The sequence below is a fragment of the Variovorax sp. W2I14 genome (assembly GCF_050435205.1).
In the GTDB taxonomy this organism is placed as follows: domain Bacteria; phylum Pseudomonadota; class Gammaproteobacteria; order Burkholderiales; family Burkholderiaceae_C; genus Variovorax; species Variovorax paradoxus_C.
The window spans coordinates 1,688,286-1,706,014 of record NZ_JBNDJX010000001.1 but is presented as its reverse complement, the minus strand read 5'-3'; the positions used below and the strand labels follow the sequence as shown (position 1 = coordinate 1,706,014).

General features: G+C 64.0%; 8 protein-coding genes. All 8 read left to right on the top strand.

Annotated elements, in window-relative coordinates:
• Window positions 1–338: 338 nt before the first annotated feature.
• The 8 genes from QF040_RS07945 (at window position 339) to tnpB (ending at window position 17,654) form a co-directional block, all read left to right on the top strand.
• Complete coding sequence (locus tag QF040_RS07945) at window positions 339–965, top strand: TonB family protein (protein ID WP_429610589.1); 627 nt, start codon at window positions 339–341, stop codon at window positions 963–965.
• Window positions 966–967: 2 nt separating this feature from the next.
• Window positions 968–1,480, top strand: coding sequence for an RNA polymerase sigma factor (locus QF040_RS07940; protein ID WP_429610588.1), 513 nt, complete (start codon window positions 968–970; stop codon window positions 1,478–1,480).
• Window positions 1,481–1,579: 99 nt separating this feature from the next.
• On the top strand, window positions 1,580–2,581 hold the full coding sequence (locus QF040_RS07935; protein WP_429610587.1) for a FecR family protein: 1,002 nt from the start codon (window positions 1,580–1,582) through the stop codon (window positions 2,579–2,581).
• A gap of 374 nt (window positions 2,582–2,955) precedes the next feature.
• Window positions 2,956–14,832 (top strand): filamentous haemagglutinin family protein, encoded by an 11,877-nt coding sequence (locus QF040_RS07930; protein WP_429610586.1) that lies wholly within the window; start codon window positions 2,956–2,958, stop codon window positions 14,830–14,832.
• 85 nt (window positions 14,833–14,917) lie between these two features.
• Window positions 14,918–15,691, top strand: coding sequence for an RNA polymerase sigma factor (locus tag QF040_RS07925; protein ID WP_429610585.1), 774 nt, complete (start codon window positions 14,918–14,920; stop codon window positions 15,689–15,691).
• Window positions 15,692–15,892: 201 nt separating this feature from the next.
• Window positions 15,893–16,570, top strand: coding sequence for a response regulator (locus QF040_RS07920; protein WP_429610584.1), 678 nt, complete (start codon window positions 15,893–15,895; stop codon window positions 16,568–16,570).
• Window positions 16,571–16,977: 407 nt separating this feature from the next.
• Complete coding sequence (tnpA, locus tag QF040_RS07915) at window positions 16,978–17,325, top strand: IS66-like element accessory protein TnpA (protein WP_429610583.1); 348 nt, start codon at window positions 16,978–16,980, stop codon at window positions 17,323–17,325.
• A complete protein-coding gene (gene tnpB, locus QF040_RS07910) occupies window positions 17,322–17,654 on the top strand; it encodes an IS66 family insertion sequence element accessory protein TnpB (RefSeq protein ID WP_429610582.1) in 333 nt (110 codons plus the stop codon). Before tnpA ends, tnpB begins: the two co-directional genes overlap by 4 nt.
• Window positions 17,655–17,729: the final 75 nt, after the last annotated feature.

Below are 17,729 nucleotides of genomic sequence, written 5' to 3'. Positions count from 1 at the left end.
AACAATCACCGACTTTTCGCAACGGCTTGGCCCCCGCTCTCCGTCCCCAAGATTCTGCGCTGCAAACTGCATCCGTAACAAAAATGTCACGCGCCCCTGAGACCATGAAGGATTCCTGAATGTGCCAGTTCGTTGCCTAATCAATCGTTTCCTTTTTCACTTGTCCTGCGCCGCAGGCACCGGAGTGGCGATGCTCGCGGCAATGCGGAGCAGAAGGAACAGCCGGGATGCGATCGCGCGCGGTCCCATTGAACCGTTCCTCGGTTGCGCTTTGGCTACTCTGCGGACTGGCGGGAGCGCCGTGGGCCGCCGAGGACCGTAGGGCGCTAGCGCAGCCATTGGAAGACGGCTACGCCGCACAAGCCAACAGCAGCGCGCCGCTCGACTTCGACATTCCCACCCAGCCGCTGGCCGCCGCGCTGGACCAATTTGCCGCGACATCCGGACGCTCGGCACTGTTCAGCAGTACCTTGGTTGTCGGGCGCACAGCTTCGCCGGTGCATGGGCGCTACACGCCATCGGATGCCCTTCGTCGGCTGCTTGAAGGCACCGGCTTGGTGGTGGAGGAAGTGACCACAGGCTCGCTTTCGGCGCTGGTGGTGAAACAAGCCAGTCCGGAGTTGGTTGCGAGCGCGGCGACACAACGCGCTGCCGCTCAAGACCGAGTCCGGGCCTACGACAGTTTGCTGCAGGCCCGGGTGTGGGCAGCGCTCTGCGCAGATCCCGAAGCAGCACGGCAGGACTACCAATCGCTGCTTCGCTTCCAAGTAGCTCCAAGTGGCCGAGTCACGGACGCTGAGTTGCTCGACAGCACTGGCGATCGGCGGCGCGATGCGGCCTTGGTGTCAACCCTGCGGCGCGTGCAGATCGGCCGTTCGCCGCCACCCGACTTGGTTCAACCCGTCACTCTGTTGATTCTGCCCCCGCAGGATGGCGGTCCGGTCTGCGCAGAGAAGGCAGAGTAGCCGTGTCCGACGATGTACGGCTTCAACTGCTGGATTTCCTCACCAGAAATTACGGCGATCTACGGCGTCGCCTGACCCGGTACATGCGCAGCCCGGATCTTGCGGACGACGCGCTCCACGATACCTGGCTGCGCGTACATCGCCTGGAAAACCAGACTCCGGTGCTGAATCCTCGCGGTTTCCTGCTGCGGATGTCGGTCAACATCGCAATCAACAACCTGCGCAGCCAGAGCAGCGCCGTGCCACGCAGCGAGGTCGACGCCTTGTTGGAAGTGGTCGACCCCATGCCTGGACCAGAACAAACCGTCGCCGCACGCTCGGAGATGAAGGCGCTGTTGGAGATCATCCAACGCATGCCGCAACGTCGCCGTGACGTGCTGCTGTTGGTGCGCTGGGAGGGTATGACCCAAAAGGACGTCGCCAAGCGCCTGGGCGTGTCGCTGCGTACGGTCGAACTGGAACTGAAGTTGGCCAACGACTATTGCGCGGCTCGCATGGCCCGCAGCAATAAATAGCGGGTTTGGACGATGCGATGTGTCTTCATAGGAAGGCTCCCAATATGCCCATTCAGGGCAAGCTCGGCGCACCTCAGTATCACCCAATGAAATGACAGGATGAAGATTCCCATGCCCGCTTTGGATGATGATCAGATGCCAACCGATGCACTTCGTGAGGAAGCCCGCATCTGGTTGAGCCGCCTGGCCATCGGCGAGATCAAGCAAGTGGAACTGCAGGCATTCAAGCGGTGGCAGCGCACGAGTGCCGCACATGCTGCAGCCTTCGAGGATGCCAAGCGCCAATGGCAGATGCTGAAGCCAGCAGTTGGCGAACTGCTGCGCGCTGACTCGAAGATCGCCGCCCGCCACGAACGCCTGCTGCGCGCAGAGAGTGTCATGGGGCGTCGTGTATTCCTTGGCGCGGCAGTCAGCGCTGCCGCTGTCGCTGGCGTGGCGGTGATGCATCCACCGCTCGGCCTGTGGCCTTCGCCCGACGAATGGAGCGCCGACTACCGCACGGCTACCGGCAAACAACAGGCTGTGACCTTGGCCGATCGGATCCATCTCACCCTGAACACCAGTACGAGCATTCGCAAACGAGCAACCGGCGATGCCAGCGGGATCGATCTGTTGACCGGCGAAGCAGCCATTGATCTGACCGGCACGGGAGGGGCCTTCACCGTTGTCGCGGGCGCGGGCCGTGCGACGGCGGAGTCTGGTCGCTTTGAGGTGCGCAACCTGGCAGGCCACGTGCGCATTAGCTGTATCGACGGCGCGTTGCGTGTGGAGCATCCGGCGGGTATTCGCCAGCTGCAGGCGAGGCAACAGACGATTTACGACACCAGAGCGGTCGGCAACGTGGTGAACATCGAACCGAGCGATGTGTCGGCCTGGCGCCGGGGTGAGTTGGTGTTCAGGCAAACGCCGCTGGCGCAGGCGGTGGACGAGATCAATCGCTATCGCCCTGGCCGCGTGGTGTTGATGTCGCTATCAAAGCGCGAACTGCCCGTGAGTGGGCGCTTTCGCATCGCCGGTCTGGATGAGGCGATATTGCAACTCCAGCACACGTTCGATCTGAATGCGCGATCGTTTCCCGCCAATGTGCTGATGCTCAGCTGACATTCTTTTCTCCTCTCCATTCCTCTCTTCGCCGTTCGTGACGAAATGATGACGATCACATGGAGGTCATTCGTGTGGGTATCGCTTCCAGAGTGCTGCGCGTGTGCTCGCCGGACTTGCCGTCTTTTGCCGATCCTTGATCAGGGGAAAAATATTTAGCGGGTTTCGAAGTTGCCGCGTGTCTTGAAGGTAGACGGACTGACTTGCGTCATGGCGCCCAACGCTGACGGTGTAGCGGTCCACGTGAACTTGGTTGACCGACCCGTGCGGACAGCCGCCCCGGCATCGCCTCTACTTCGGCAGAAACTCACATGATCAGACGCACACGCAACGGCAGGGATCGATCCAAACGCAGAGAGCAACGTGTATTCCGCATGGCGCCCATCGCCAGGGCCATCGCCATCGCGCTGGCAGCCGGCGGGATGATCAGCCATGCCCAGGCCCAGCGGGCCTTCAGTCCCGCGTGGTTCGCGAACAAGGGATCGATTCAGAACACCGTCTCGCAAACGGGCAGGCTGCCCAACGGCCTACCCGCAGCAAGCCTGACGAGCCCGCTTGGGCAGCAGCAACAGGCCAAAGAGCAGCTGCAGCGGTCCATCAGCAACCTGAACATGGCCGCGCGAGGCATCGCCGCTCAGCAGGCGATACAAGAAGCGGCTCGCCATGCTGCGGGCCTCGCCCCCTCGGACGTTTCCGACGGCTTGGCCGAAGGCGGCCTGAAGATAGACACCAATTCGCTCACCGCCGGCTGGCTCAATGCCAAGAACCCGACCCAGACTGTCGCAGGCGGCCGCACCACGGTCGAAATCCAGCAAACCGCCGACAAGGCCATCCTGAACTGGGAGACCTTCAACGTAGGCAAGAACACCACGGTGGACTTCAAGCAGCATGCTGACTGGGCGGTGCTCAACCGAGTCAACGATCCCAATCACCGTCCGAGCCAGATCCTGGGCCAGATCAAGGGCGACGGCACAGTGCTGGTCGTCAACCGCAACGGTGTGGTGTTCGATGGCACCAGTCAGGTCAATACACGCAACCTGGTGGCCGCTGCTGCCAACATCACCAACGCACAGTTTCAGACCAATGGCATTTATGGTGCCGACGCGACCACGCCAACCTTCACCGAGGCCCTGGGCAAGGTCGAGGTGAAAGCGGGTGCCAGGATCACGACCCATGAACCTAAATCGGTCACGCAAGGCGGTGGCTATGTGCTGCTGGCCGGCAGTGAAGTCCACAACGCAGGCGAGATCACCACGCCCAAGGGCCAGGCGCAACTGGCCGCCGGCGACAGCTTTCTCATCCGCAAGGGTGTGGGCACGGACGCCAACACGGCATCGACCACGCGCGGCAACGAAATCTCGCCGCAGTTCGTCGCGAACAGCACAGCGGGCAAGGTCAGCAACAGCGGGTTGATCCTCTCCCGAGAAGGGGACATCACGCTGGCTGGTCGCGACGTGCGCCAGGACGGCACAGCGATCAGCACGACGACCGTCAACACCCGTGGCACCGTGCATCTGCTGAACTCAGCCAGCGACAGCTCCGGCAAGGTAACCCTGGGCAAAGATGCGGTCACCGCCGTGGTGTTAGAGGACGACGGCAAGATCACCGCGCTGGACAGCCAACGCGATGCCTTGGTTGCTGAGTCGGCCAAGCAAGATTTGCTGCGCAGCCAAAGCGCCTCGGGCGCCTTCGACAATCTTTCCATCCTGGCGGATCGACGTGATCAGTCGCGCATCGAGATCGTCTCGGGCGGCGACGTGGTGTTCGAAGGCGACAGTCTGACCCTGGCCACCGGCGGGCAGATCGTGAGCAATGCACGGGGGCGCAGCTTTGTGGCGGACAAAGCGCAGCTGGACGTTGCAGGCGCCGTCGGTGTGACCGTGGCGATGGAAAGCAACAACGTCAAGGTCAACGTGCAGGGCAATGAGCAGCGTGACTCGCCGCAGAACCGCGACAGTGGCAAGCTGTTCAACAACGACGTCTGGGTCGACCGGCGCCAGTTGGTGCGCGTAGCTAAGGGCACCGCAGGCTACGAAAGCGACCGCTGGTACACCGCCAACGGTTTGCTTGAAGTGGGCGGATACCTGAGTAACCAAGGTCATGGCATTGGTGAGTGGGCGGCGCAGGGCGGCACGGTACTGCTGGGGGGCAAGGAGGTCACCACACAGGCCGGCTCCAGCGTGAACGTCTCGGGCGGCACACTGGACGTGCAGACCGGTTATGTCTACCAGACTTGGCTCAAAGGCAGCGATGGGCGCCTCTACAGCCTGGACAAGGCGCCGTCGGGCCTGACGTTCAACGGTGTCTACAAGGGCTATGAGCTTGACCATGCGCGCTGGAAAGTCACCGAGACCTTCTACAACCCGTTGATCGCGCCGCAGAAGAAACTGGAGAACGGCTACACGGTAGGCAGGGATGCGGGCACTCTGATCGTCAGTGCCCCGACTGCGATCCTGGAAGGAGGGATCGTCGCCAAGGTGTTCAACGGCACTCGACAGGCACGTAGCCGCGATGCCCTCGCGGATGGCTATCAGCAGTCGCAGTCCGCGGTGGCGCTGCCCGGAGTTCTGGCGCTTAAGGCCTATGGTGTCGTCAACGCCGTTACGACGGCTGTGGCCTCGGACACGCAAGTCACCTTCAGCAACGACGAGGCGCCCGCTGATCGCACCGGCACGAGCTGGTTCAACGCCGATGCGATCAGCGGCTTCGGCCTCGGCGGCATCACCGTCTGGTCGACGAAGGGCATCGTCGTCAAGGATGACTTGACGCTGGCACCCGGCGGCAAGTTCGATTTCGCCGCGCCGAGCATCGACGTCTATGCCGATCTCACGGCGCGGGGCGGCAGCGTGTCGCTCGGGAGTCTGGCCGGCGCAGTCGGGCTGATCGATGCCAATGGCGCGGTGCATATCGGACTGCACAGAGGGGCCATGATCGACACGCGCGGCCTATGGACGAACCTGCTCACTGATCTCAATGCCGACCGGTCACGTCTGGCCTTCATTGATGGCGGCACGGTGTCGCTGAAGCTGACGGGTGGAGACAACACGCAGACGACCAACTCTGGCGACATCACCCTAGCCAAGGACTCGCGGATCGACGCCTCGGCCGGCGGCGCCATCCTCGCCGATGGCAAATTCTCCGGCGGCAAGGGCGGCGACATCACGCTGGCGACCTATGACTGGACCGATGGCTCGCATCAAACGTCAAGACTCGCTGCGTCCCTGACGCTGGACGGCACGCTGGCCTCCTACGGATTCAGCAAGGGCGGTGCACTGACGATTCGGACCGGCGCGCCGGTGGTGATCGGTCAACCGACGTTGGATCTCTCCTCGGGGCAGCTGCCGGCGGGCGTGGCAGCACCCTACAGTCTCACCCTGACGCAGGACTACGACGTTCTGGCCGGCACGCCGCTGCCGATGGACGTGGTGAAAACCTTCACCATCGGCACGTCGCTGATCGGTGTGCCGATCCCGGCTAAGCTGGCAAACACGGTGGTGCAGAACAACGGTCCCACCGACGCGGACTGGACCAACGTACCGTTCGAGATGAGCTATTTTGTTGCTGGCCAAGGGACGGTGATCGTGCCGAAGGGCGGCACATTGCCGGCCGGCCGGGTCGTGTACTTCACCCCCTCGGAGCTACCGGACGGCGCGACTGTCACCGTTCCGCAAGGCGTGTTTGCTTCATTCCGGGTGCAACATGAAGATTTGAACGTAGGCTACGTCGCTGGAAGCGTGCTGCCGTTCAATTTGGCGATGCAGGCGGGTGCCAACATTCCGCGCGGTACGGTGTTGTCGCAGGCGGCGCAGGTGCAGGCCCCCCTGCAAGTCCAACCTGGCCTGTTCGGCTCAGGTTTTTCCGGCTACGCCGTCCATGGCGGCAATGGAGTACACGTCAGCGCCGAAACGAAGGTCGATGCGACCATGCCGATCTACCGGCTGTCGGCGTCTGCCCATGGCGTGCCGACCGGCGACGACATCGGGCGCGCGGCCGATCTGGTCCTGCCCACGTTGTATTTTGAAGATCGGGCCAAGGGTACGCTGACCCAGCGGGCAGGCGCCAGTGTCGCGCTGACCGGCAGCGAAGTCATTGTCGGCCGCGACGCGAGCCTGACGGTCGATCCGACCCAGGCGATCCGCTTGACCTCGTCGAACCGGATCATCGTCGAAGGCGACCTGGTGGCGCGTGGCGGCACCATTGCCTTGCTGCCGGACCACACTGCAGCAATCTCGAATGTCAACGATGGCGTGCTGTGGATCGGCGAGGACGCATTGCTTGACGTGTCCGGTGATGCGGCGACCGCCATCGACAGCCTGGGGCGTCGCCACGGTTTCGCGCAGGCCGGCGGCTCGCTGCTAATCGGGCTGGAGAGCAACGTTTCCACGGCCGACGCCGCCGGCAACCGGTCGGTGTTGAAGGCGGTGACGACGCCGGTGGTCATCCGGCCGGGCGCGCGCCTGTTGGCCAACGGCGCCGCCGCGATGATCGATGTCGCGCAGGGCGATGGCTCGATGCCTGTGGCGCTCGCGGGCGAGGGCGGCCTGATCCGTATCGGCTCGACCAAGAGCATCTTCAACGACGGCGCCCTGGAGGCGAGATCCGGTGGAGCCGGTGCGGCTGGCGGCACGCTCAATCTCGTACTTGAATTCGGGACCGTCCTGAATCAGTTGGGGCAATATGTTGCCGATCCGGTGGGACGCACGGTCACGTTGACGCAAAACCATGTCGCATCCGGCCTTGCCACCGCTCTGACACCAGCCAATGCCGCTGGCATGCCATCCGGCCAAGCGCGGATCAGCGCCGATCAGGTCGCCTCCGGCGGGTTCGGTACGCTCGACCTGTGGTCGCGGGACAAGTTCATGTTCGACGGCGACGTCTCGTTGCGACTGCCGCAGGCATTGTTGCTTCACCGCGGCGACTTGACCCAACCGGACGCTGTGGCGTCCTCGACCGTCGCGCTGTCTGCACCCTATGTATTGCTGGACGGTGCTGCGGCGATCAAGGACTACACCTCCAATTTGATTCCTCAGCTGTCGAACGGCAAGCCAGGCAGCTTGACGATTTCCGCCGCGCTGATCGACGTCCAGCACGCGGTCACCTTCGACTTTGACCATGTGGCATTGAACAGCAGCGGCGATGTCCGCTTTGCAGGCGAAAGGGTTTTGCGCGATACAACGATGGATCCGAGCGACCCCGCCAGCTACCTGAATCTCCCGGCGGCGTTGGTGTCGGGCGGAGCAGACTTCGGCATCACGGCCTCGCAGCTCTACCCGGTCACTGGCGGCGTCGGGCTGGTGCAGGTCGGACCGGACCGCAACCCGAACCCTGGCGACCCCAATTGGACGCTGACGATCAACGGCCGCGGCGACAGTCCCGCTGTGCCGCTGTCGGCATTCGGATCGCTGACCTTGAATGCCCCGACGATCCATCAGAACGGCATCGTCCGCGCGCCACTTGGGACGATCGAATTCGGCAAGAGAAATTATTCGTACTTCGACACCGTCGACAAGGTCAACAAGCAGTATGTCTCGCATGTCACGCTCGGCGCAGGCAGCATCACCTCGGTCAGCGCCAAGGCACTCACGATGCCCTATGGCGGCACCGCGGACGGGCTGTCGTGGCGCTACGACGGACAGGGCGTTTCGTTCGCCGATCTGGCGACCTTCAACGGCGGCGTGAACTTCAACAGTGCGACGCTGACGGCGGAGTCGGGCGCGCTGATCGATGTCTCCGGCGGCGGTTCGCTGACCGGCGCCGGATTTACCTCCGGCCGCGGCGGCTCGGTCGATGTGCTGCGGACCGCGCTCGTCAATGCAAACCCAGCCAATACCTACAGCACGGCGGAGGCGCAGGTCTATGCGCTTGTACCCGGCACCGCATCCCCCTATGCACCGGTGACTTCCGACGCCGCGATGCCGGCCGTCGGCAGGCAGATCACGCTGGACCGCGCGGTGGGCGAGCTGCCGGCCGGCACCTACACTTTGATGCCGGCGACCTATGCGCTGCTGCCCGGCGCTTACCGCATTGAACTCGGCGCCAGGACGGCCCTGGCACAGGACGCGGTCCGGCTGGGCAATGGCTCGTATCTCGCCACCGGCACGCTCGGCACGGCCCATACGGAATCGCGCGATGCTTTGGCGACCCGGGTGACCATCACCCCCGCGGACTCGGTCCGGAGCTATTCGCAATACAACGAGACCAGCTACAGCCAGTTCGGCATCGCCAATGCCGCCACCTTCGGTGCCGTGGCCCCGCGTCTGGAACGTGACGCTTCGTCGATCTCGATCGACTTTGGTCCCAATACCGGCAACGTACTCGACTTCAGAGGACGCGCCGACCTTGGCGCCGACGAAGAGGGCCGGGCGGGCACCTTGTTCGTTTCCACCAGCAGCAGACTGGGCCTGAAGACGGGCATCGAAGTGCGCGCGCCGGAGTCCGCCGCGACGGCGGGCATGGCCTCCGTCGCGGCCGAGGACCTGTCACGCTTCAACGCCGGCACGCTGGCCCTTGGTGGCAGCTACAGCCTCCGCTACATGACCAACGACCAGGCGACGGGCCCGACGCAGTTCGGCCCGCAGGTCGTTCTCAGCGCTGCTTCCGACGCCACGGTTCTGCGCGCGGGCGCGGTGCTTCAGGCCGGGCAGGTGTTCACGCTGGCCAAGGACACGGTCACCGTCGAGAGTGGCGCGAGGATCGACACACGAAACGGCGCGACCAACCTGCTCGACTCCTCATTGGGCTACGTGTTCAATGTGTCGACGCCAGCGAATGACCGCGGCAGCAGCGCCGCGCTCGCGGTCGGCAATGGCCGGCTGAACTTTCTTGGCGCGACGGCCGGCTCCTCGCCCAGCAGCATCGCCATCGCAGACGATGCTGCGCTGCTGACCCGCGGCACCATCGCTCTGTCGAGCAGCGGCGCGCAGGCGGTCGGCGACGTTTCGCTCGCCGCGCGCTATCTGGCGTTGGCGACGACGGCCTTCAATATCGGCACCGCGCAAAGCATCACCGCTGGCGGCAGCACGGGTGGGATCAACCTGACGCAGCAGATGATCGACCGCTTGCGCAGATCGGATACCCCGGTGGAACAGATCACACTGGCTGCCAGCCAGTCGATCAACTTCTATGGCAACGCCGGCATCGATCTGATCGGCCAGGCTGGCGTTGCGCCGACATTGGTGCTGAATACGCCCGCGCTCTACGGCTGGGGCGCAGCCTCCGACCAGGCCTCGATCACTGCCGACACCGTGATCTGGAGCGGTGTTGGCAGCGGCGTCGGCGTGCCGGGCAGCCCCTACGTCAGCCTTACGCCCGGCGCGGTCGCCGCGGGCGGCGCCGGGACCGGTTCCGGCAGCCTGAGCATCCATGCTCGCAACATCGTGTTCGGCTACGAGCCCGGCGCCCGCTACCAGGACCAGACGGCGCTCGATCGGCTGGCGCTCGGCTTTTCGGCAGTTGATCTCATCGCGACAGACCGCATCACCGCCAACAATCGCAACACGCTCTCGGTGTATGCCTCAGGCCCAAATCCCGGTTCGGGCTTCGACCCTGAAAGCTATTCCGGTACGGGTGGCAGGCTGAGCCTCGTCACGCCGCTCCTGACCGGCGAGGCCGGCTCGTCGATGGCCTATCGGACCGGGGGCGGCCTGAGCGTCAGCGCGCCGCCGACGGGGGCGGCCGCGACCGTCCCCGTCACTGCGCTTGGCGCCGAGATCCAGTTGTTCGGCAACCAGGTCAGCGTCGACACCGCGGTGGCGCTGCCCAGCGGCCGGCTGTCCATCACCGCTGATAACGGCATCGTGCTCGACCGGAACGCCGCCATCGACCTTGGCGGCCGTACGCTGCAACTCTTGGATGTCGCCAAATCCAGCTGGGGCGGCGATCTGTTGCTGGAGACCACCGACGGTGCGATCAGCCAAGCGGCCACGGCCCGCATCGACGTTTCGGCGCCCGGGGCCGAGGCCGGCTCGATCAAGGCTACTGCGACTGGCGTCGGTGGCACAGTCGATTTCGCTGGCGGTCTGGCCGGCGCTGGTGGGCCGGACTTCGCTGCCGGCAGCATCGATCTGCGCACCACCAGCCTCGCCGACTTCGCCGGCTTCAATCAAAAGCTGAACGCCGCCGGGTTCTTAGAGGCCCGCAGCTTCGTGGTCAAGACCGGCGATCTCGTGATCGGCAACGAGGTGCGCGCCAAAACGGTCGCGATATCGGCCGATGGAGGTAGCCTGACCGTCAATGGCCGCATCGATGCGTCGGGCACAAGGGTCGGCAGCATCTCGCTGGCCGCGCGCGACGACCTGACGCTCGCCGCCAATGCCGTGCTCGACGTGCATGGAACGACGCTCGTCGTTGATGGTCGCGGCATGCCGATCGAGGCTCCGAACCGTGGTCATATCGAACTGAGCGCCCGCAGTGGCACGCTGCGGCTGAATCCCGGCGCGACGCTGGACCTGTCGACACCAAGCGGCAGCTATGGACAGGTCGTTCTCAATGCGCCGCGTACCGGCGAGACGTCGGGCGACATCAAGATCGATTCCGCCGGCCCGATTGCCATCAAAGGCGCTGCCAGCATCGCGCTCAACGCCTTCTGGACCTACACGCTGCCAGGCGGCAGCGTCATCGACCAGGCGATGCTCGATGGCTACGACACGGCGAATGTCGGTTTCATGACGGCGGCCCAGGGCAACGGGGCGCTGCAAGCTCGTACTGCGGGTCTGAGCGCCTATGGCGATTCGTTCCACTTGCGCCCGGGCGTCGAGATTGCCTCGACCGGGGACCTCTCCACCTCAGACGATCTCGATCTGTCGGGCTACCGCTACGGCACCAAGGCGGACCGCAATGCGGGCTCGGCCTTTTATGGCGCCGGCGAGCCGATGGCGCTGGTGATCCGCGCCGGCGGCACGCTCAACGTCAAGGGCAGCATTTCTGACGGGTTTGCCGGCACGCCAGGCATACCCGGGACACCCAACAGCTATGACGGTGTGGTCGATATTCCGGCGACGTTCTCGTTGGACGACTGGGGTTACAGCAATCCGGTCTACAACAGCCTTGACTACAGCACGGAATATTATTTGGCTGCCGATTGGGTGGTTCCCAACAGCGCCGTCTACGAATTCGGAATCGTTCTCGGAAGCGGATCCTACAATTCTGGCGATACGGTCAAGGCCGGCACCAAGTTCGTTCTAGGCGAACTCTATCTGGACAGCGGCATCCCGCTTCCGGTCATCGCCGCGAGCTTCACCGCTGGCATCCCGGACATTCCGGGACAATCCGGCGCATCGTCAGGTGCCGTGATGCAGGCGGCGGGCACGCAAAGCGCCTCGTTGCGGCTGGTCGCCGGGGCCGATCTGGCATCGGCCGATCAGCGCACGCTCGCAGCCGCCTCGACCCTGCGCGCCGTGGGCCCCGGCCATGGCAGCCTTGTGCTCGATGCGCCGATCACCAAAGATCCGGACACCCAGAACGAGATCGCCTCGGTGATCCGCACCGGCACCGGTTCGCTCGAGCTGCTGGCCGGGGGCGATTTCCGGCAGAACTCGCTGTACGGCGTCTACACCGCCGGCACCCAGGTTGCCGACACCGATGCCTACAACAAGACCGCGTCGGACCTCCGGCGCATGTACTTCACCGACCACGGTGGCAATTTCAGCCTGACCGCTCAGGGCGAACTGCGCAGCTATACGGCGTACGATCCCGCAGGCGGTGGATTCAACAGCAGCGAGCCCTCGAACTGGTTGTGGCGACAGGGCAATCCGGAGCAAGGTGAAGCGATCGCGTGGGGTGTCCACTTCGGCGGCTTCGCCGGCCTGGGTACCCTCGGCGGTGGCAACGTCCGCATCAGCGCAGGTGGCGATGCCGGCTCCACCAGCAACTTCAACGTCAGAGACAACAATGGCAACCTGCCATCGTCCGACGATTCCTTCAATCTTGTGGTCGCCAGCACCGGGTACGTCACGGGCGGGGCGTTGAGCCAATATGGCGGCGGTGCGTTGCAACTGGAGGTCGGCGGGCGCATCAACACCGGTGTCTATACGAGCGGGGGCCTCGCGGATAACTTGGGTGTCGGCACAGGAGCCGTAACCAACCTGCGCGGCGATACTGCAATCGATGCTGGATCGATCGGCCAGCTTCTGTCCAGCGGCTACGGTCTGCGTAATGCCGGCACTCCGTTGGAGCCCTACGACCCTCGTGCCGCCGATACCACCCGGCCGCGCGACCATACGTTCTATACGCCGCTTCGGCTGGTGACCGGCGATAGCACCGTCACGCTTCATTCCCGCGGCACCGCGGGCGTCCTCACCGGGACCGACCCGTCGCCAACTGGCGAAGCGCTTTGGACCGACCGCAGCGGCTATACGCTGTTTTCGGCCGGCGGAAGTCTGAGCCAGCTACCTGTCGCGGACGCCGGTTCCAGCAATATCGACCAGCTGAAATTCGATCCGGCCAACTTCACGGCCATCGCACCGTCCGGCTCGATCACCGTGGCGCTCATGCAGTCGCCGAGCAGCACCGGAAGCTTGGAATTGCTCGCCGGCGACAGCCTGTTCGGCAAAGCCATCATGCCCAGCGGCACGACTGCCACCGATCTTCATGCCGGCGACCCCGATCCGATCCGTCTCTACGCGGTGGCCGGCGACGTCATGCTGACGACCGGCGACTATTTCGAGGACGCCACCGGTACGCGCCCCGCCGAACTGCTTGCGGCCAAGCCCGTCGTGATGCGGGCCGGCCGCGACATTCTCACCAATGCTTATATCCTCAACAACAAGTCGACCGATGTGTCCGTCATCTCGGCCGGCCGCGACATCCTGAACTCCGTCGTTGGGATCTGGGGCCCCGGCCTGCTCGACATCTCGGCCGGCCGCAACATCTACCAGAGCGACAAGGGCGACCGGTGGCTGAACGACAAAGGATCGATCACCTCCTATGGCGCCATCGTCGCCGGCGACACCCGTGACGGCGCGTCGGTCGTGTTGACCGCGGGTGTCGGCGCGGCCGGGCCAGACTATGCGTCGTTGGCGAGGCTCTACCTCGATCCAGCCAACCAGGCGGCGGCCGGTACCCCGCTGGCGGACCAGCCGGGCAAGGTCGCCCAGAGTCACGAGGACGAACTCATCGTCTGGCTCAAGGACCGCTTTGCCTATGCGGCCAAAGATGGGGCCGATGCCCGCACCTATTTCGCAGCCCTTGCACCGGAGCAGCAAGCCATCCTGCTGCGCCAAGTGTATTTCGCCGAGCTGAAGGTGGGCGGTCGCGAATACAACGATCCCACGAGTTCACGCTACGGCTCCTATCTGCGCGGGCGCGAAGCCATCGCCGCGCTGTTCCCTGCCGACCGGATGTACGAGGGCGATATCACAATACTTACCTCCTCGGCTCTGCTCAGCCCCAACGTCCGGCGCGGTGGCGGCATCCGCACACTGTTCGGTGGCGACATCGAGATGCTGACGCCGGGCGGAAAACAGATCATCGGCGTCGAAGGGCAGGTGCCGCCCTCGACCGCGGGCGTGGTGACGCAAGGCGCCGGCGACATCTCGCTGTATTCTCAGGAATCGATCCTGCTGGGCCTGTCCCGCATCATGACGACCTTCGGCGGCGACATCCTCGGCTGGTCGGCCAGGGGCGACATCAACGCGGGCCGAGGTTCCAAGACCACCGTCATCTACACGCCGCCCAAGCGGGTGTATGACGCATACGGCAACGTAAAGCTATCGCCGGATGTGCCCAGCGCGGGCGCGGGTATCGCAACGCTCAATCCGTTGCCAGAGGTGCCACCGGGCGACGTAGATTTGATTGCGCCGCTAGGCACCATCGATGCCGGGGAAGCGGGCATCCGAGTTTCGGGCAACGTCAACCTCGCAGCGTTGCACGTGGCGAACGCCGCCAACCTGCAGGTCCAGGGTGAATCTACCGGTCTTCCAACCGTCGCTGCGGTGAATGTCGCGGCGCTGACCAATGCCAGCGCCGCGGCATCGCAAGCTGAAGGTGCGGCGCAGGAAATCCTGCAGCGCGAACGGGCATCGGCTCGCCAGAGCCTGCCGTCGATCTTTACGGTTCGAGTGCTGGGCTTTGGCAGCGAACCGCCGGACGGCGGCGAGCAGGCGCCACCGCTGAAGTCGGAGTTGCAGTCTGGTGTTCTTCCCTATGACCTGAAAAACCGCGTCCAGGTCCTAGGCCATGGGCAAGATTTCAAACCCGAGTTGCTCTCGCGCCTTACGCCAGAACAGCGGCGCCTGTTGCAACAGAGTCGCTAGGCCAAACACTCAAAAGTCGAGTTTTCTCACCTGCTCCCCGCTTTGGCGGGAAGCAGGTCGGGACACCCTTTGCCCAAGATCCGCCATGACTGCACTTCAAACTGTTTTTGCGCGTGCTGGCATCGCGCCGCACTTGCCGCCGCATCGAGCGCGTGCGCCGACGGCGACCGGACGTCCTGCACACGATTTCCAAGGCCACACCCTCACAGACATGAGCGCTTGGCATCGCCCCGCATCGTTCGAGGAGACCGATGTTGGTGCCATTGTCGAAGACAAATCCACCGCGTGGAACCACGGTGTCGCACTGCGCGAGTTCCTGGCGTCGAACTATCAGCGAATGCACCGGCGCCTGCTGCGCCAGCTTGGCTGCCCCGACTTGGCCAGCGACTGCCTGCACGATGCCTGGCTGCGGCTGGGCGAGATGAACGTGACCGAGCCCGTGCACAGCCCCGAGGCCTACGTCTACCGCGTGGCCTGCAACGTTGCCATGGACCGCCTGCGCAGCAATCGGCCGTTGCAGTACGCGAGCGGCGTGGAATCCGAGTTGGACGCACTGGCCGACCATTCGGCCGGCCCGTATGCCATTGCCGAAGCCCGCTCCGAACTTGAAGCAGTCGAGCGCGCCCTGCAGCACCTGCCGCGCCGCCATCGCTCGGTGCTGATTGCGCTGCGTGTCGAGGAGAGAACGCGTCAGGAAGTGGCCGACTGGCTGCGCATCTCCCTGCGCCGCGTGGACACCGTGCTGCGTCAAGCGCTGGACCACTGCGCCGAAGCATCCGGGCAGACGGTGATGGTGGGCGTTGGCTCGCCTCGACGCGGCTTGTCTAAACGCCGGCGACCTCAATCCACCGAATCGTAAGAGCCTCCCTTTCGTATGAGCAATGTTTCCTGAGGTACTCCGTTCAATGTTGAATTTTGAATTGCCGACTAGGTCGCGAAACGAAGGGCCGTCCTTCCCGGTGCGCGCTCAGCTGTCTTCGGTCCCGCAGATTCGAACACGCGCTCCTTCCAGAGTGGCCTTTGTGCCAATAGCAAACTTCATTCGCACCGAACTGTCAGCATGAAGTCCACTCTTTCCGCTGCGTCGTTCACGATCCTGATAGTGGATGACCACGAACTGGTGCGCCTTGGTGTGCGTGCGTTGCTGCAGTCACTTAGCTCTCTTTCAGATCCTGTAGTGAACGTTCTCGAGGCTGGAAGCTTGGCCGAGGCGCTTGCGCTGTACGAGGATCACAAACATAAAATTGATCTCGTAATGCTCGATCTGGCACTGCCTGATACGCACGGCTTGAGCGGCCTGACAACCTTCTACGGCAACTACCCCGATGCTCGAGTCGTGGTGCTTTCAGGCGTCGGCGACACACCATCGGCTCGAAAGGAGCTTGCTCAAAGAGCGCTCGCTGCCGGTGCGCGCGCCTTCCTGCCCAAGACTGCCAACCTCCAAGAGGTGGCGAGCTTTATCCGCGCTTGCGGATTGGTCGGTGGTGACGCTCTCGATTCCCTGCCACGCCGCCTCAAAGATTCCTTTCAACCCGGAAAGAGCCTTCTCGAACAGGCGTCTAAAACGCTGGCGGCCAGGCATTTGCCGGTCTTCCGGTTGATATTGGAGGGTATGAATAACAAAGAGATCGCAGAGATGCTTCACCTGAGTGAGGGCACTGTGAAGAACTACGTTTCCACCATTCTCTTGCGGCTCGGAATCCGCTCCCGCGCGCAACTGATCAGCCGCCTGCGTTGAGCGGCATCATTCTGGGATTCGACCCATCCAGTCTCATTCAACGTGTGCTTCGCGAAAGAGGATCGCGAACTGTGCCGCAACCGGACGCTTTTCCGAGCTTTAATCATCGGCAAGAGCACACCGAGCGATTGCTGACAGCGCTAGCGCCTCGGCGTGTCTTCTAACTGACCGATTCGCGCCCCGGCCGCCGCTTCAAATTAGTGCCGAATTGCTGTCAGGCGGCACGTCGCCCCGCGCTTTCCTGAAAGGGCGTGCCGTCTGAGCAATGCGACCACCTCCACGCTAAAAGCTCCAATCTCTTCGCGCCCAACTTCGCGTGGGGCTTCGTAAGCGCGCGGTGATCCCGTCTTGAGCTTGGCCGCGGTGTCTATGACGATGGTGTCCACCAAGGATTTAGGTGGACACCTATGGAAGACTCCAAGCGCGTGAGCCGGCGGCGCCACGCGGCCGATTTGAAGCGGCAAGTGTTGGCGGCGTGCGCAGAGCCCGGGGCGTCTGTGGCTCAAGTGGCGCTGGCCCATGGCCTCAACGCCAACCTCGTTCACAAGTGGCGCCGCATGGTTGACGCGAGAGGCACCGCCTCGAAGGCCGGCGACCCGCAAGCCGAGTTCGTCTCGCTCACGCTGGCGCCAGGCCCTGCAGTCGTAGGTGACATCCACCTTGAGCTTCGCCGGGGCGCAATCGCGGTGAACGTGACATGGCCGTTGAGCGCATCAAGCCAATGCGCCGCCTGGCTGCGTGAGATCCTCAGGTGATCCGGGTCGACGCGCTGTGGCTGGCCATCGAGCCGTTGGACATGCGTGCAGGCACCGAAGCGGCACTGGCGCGCGTGGTGCGTGTCTTCGGCGCCGCGCGCCCGCACCACGCCTACCTGTTCGCCAACCGGCGTGCGAATCGCATGAAGGTCCTGGTGCACGACGGAATCGGCATCTGGCTGTCGGCACGACGCCTGCACCAGGGCAAGTTCGTCTGGCCCAAGGACAGCGGCACCACCCTCAGCCTGACCGCTCCCCAGTTCGACGCGCTGGTGCTCGGACTGCCGTGGCAGCGGATCGGCGAAGCTGGAGTGATCTGCGTGCTGTAGTGCAATTGCCGAATGTGCTGATGCGTGGACGCGCACGCTGGGGCACCATCACCTTCCGTGATCGACACGGCCGAC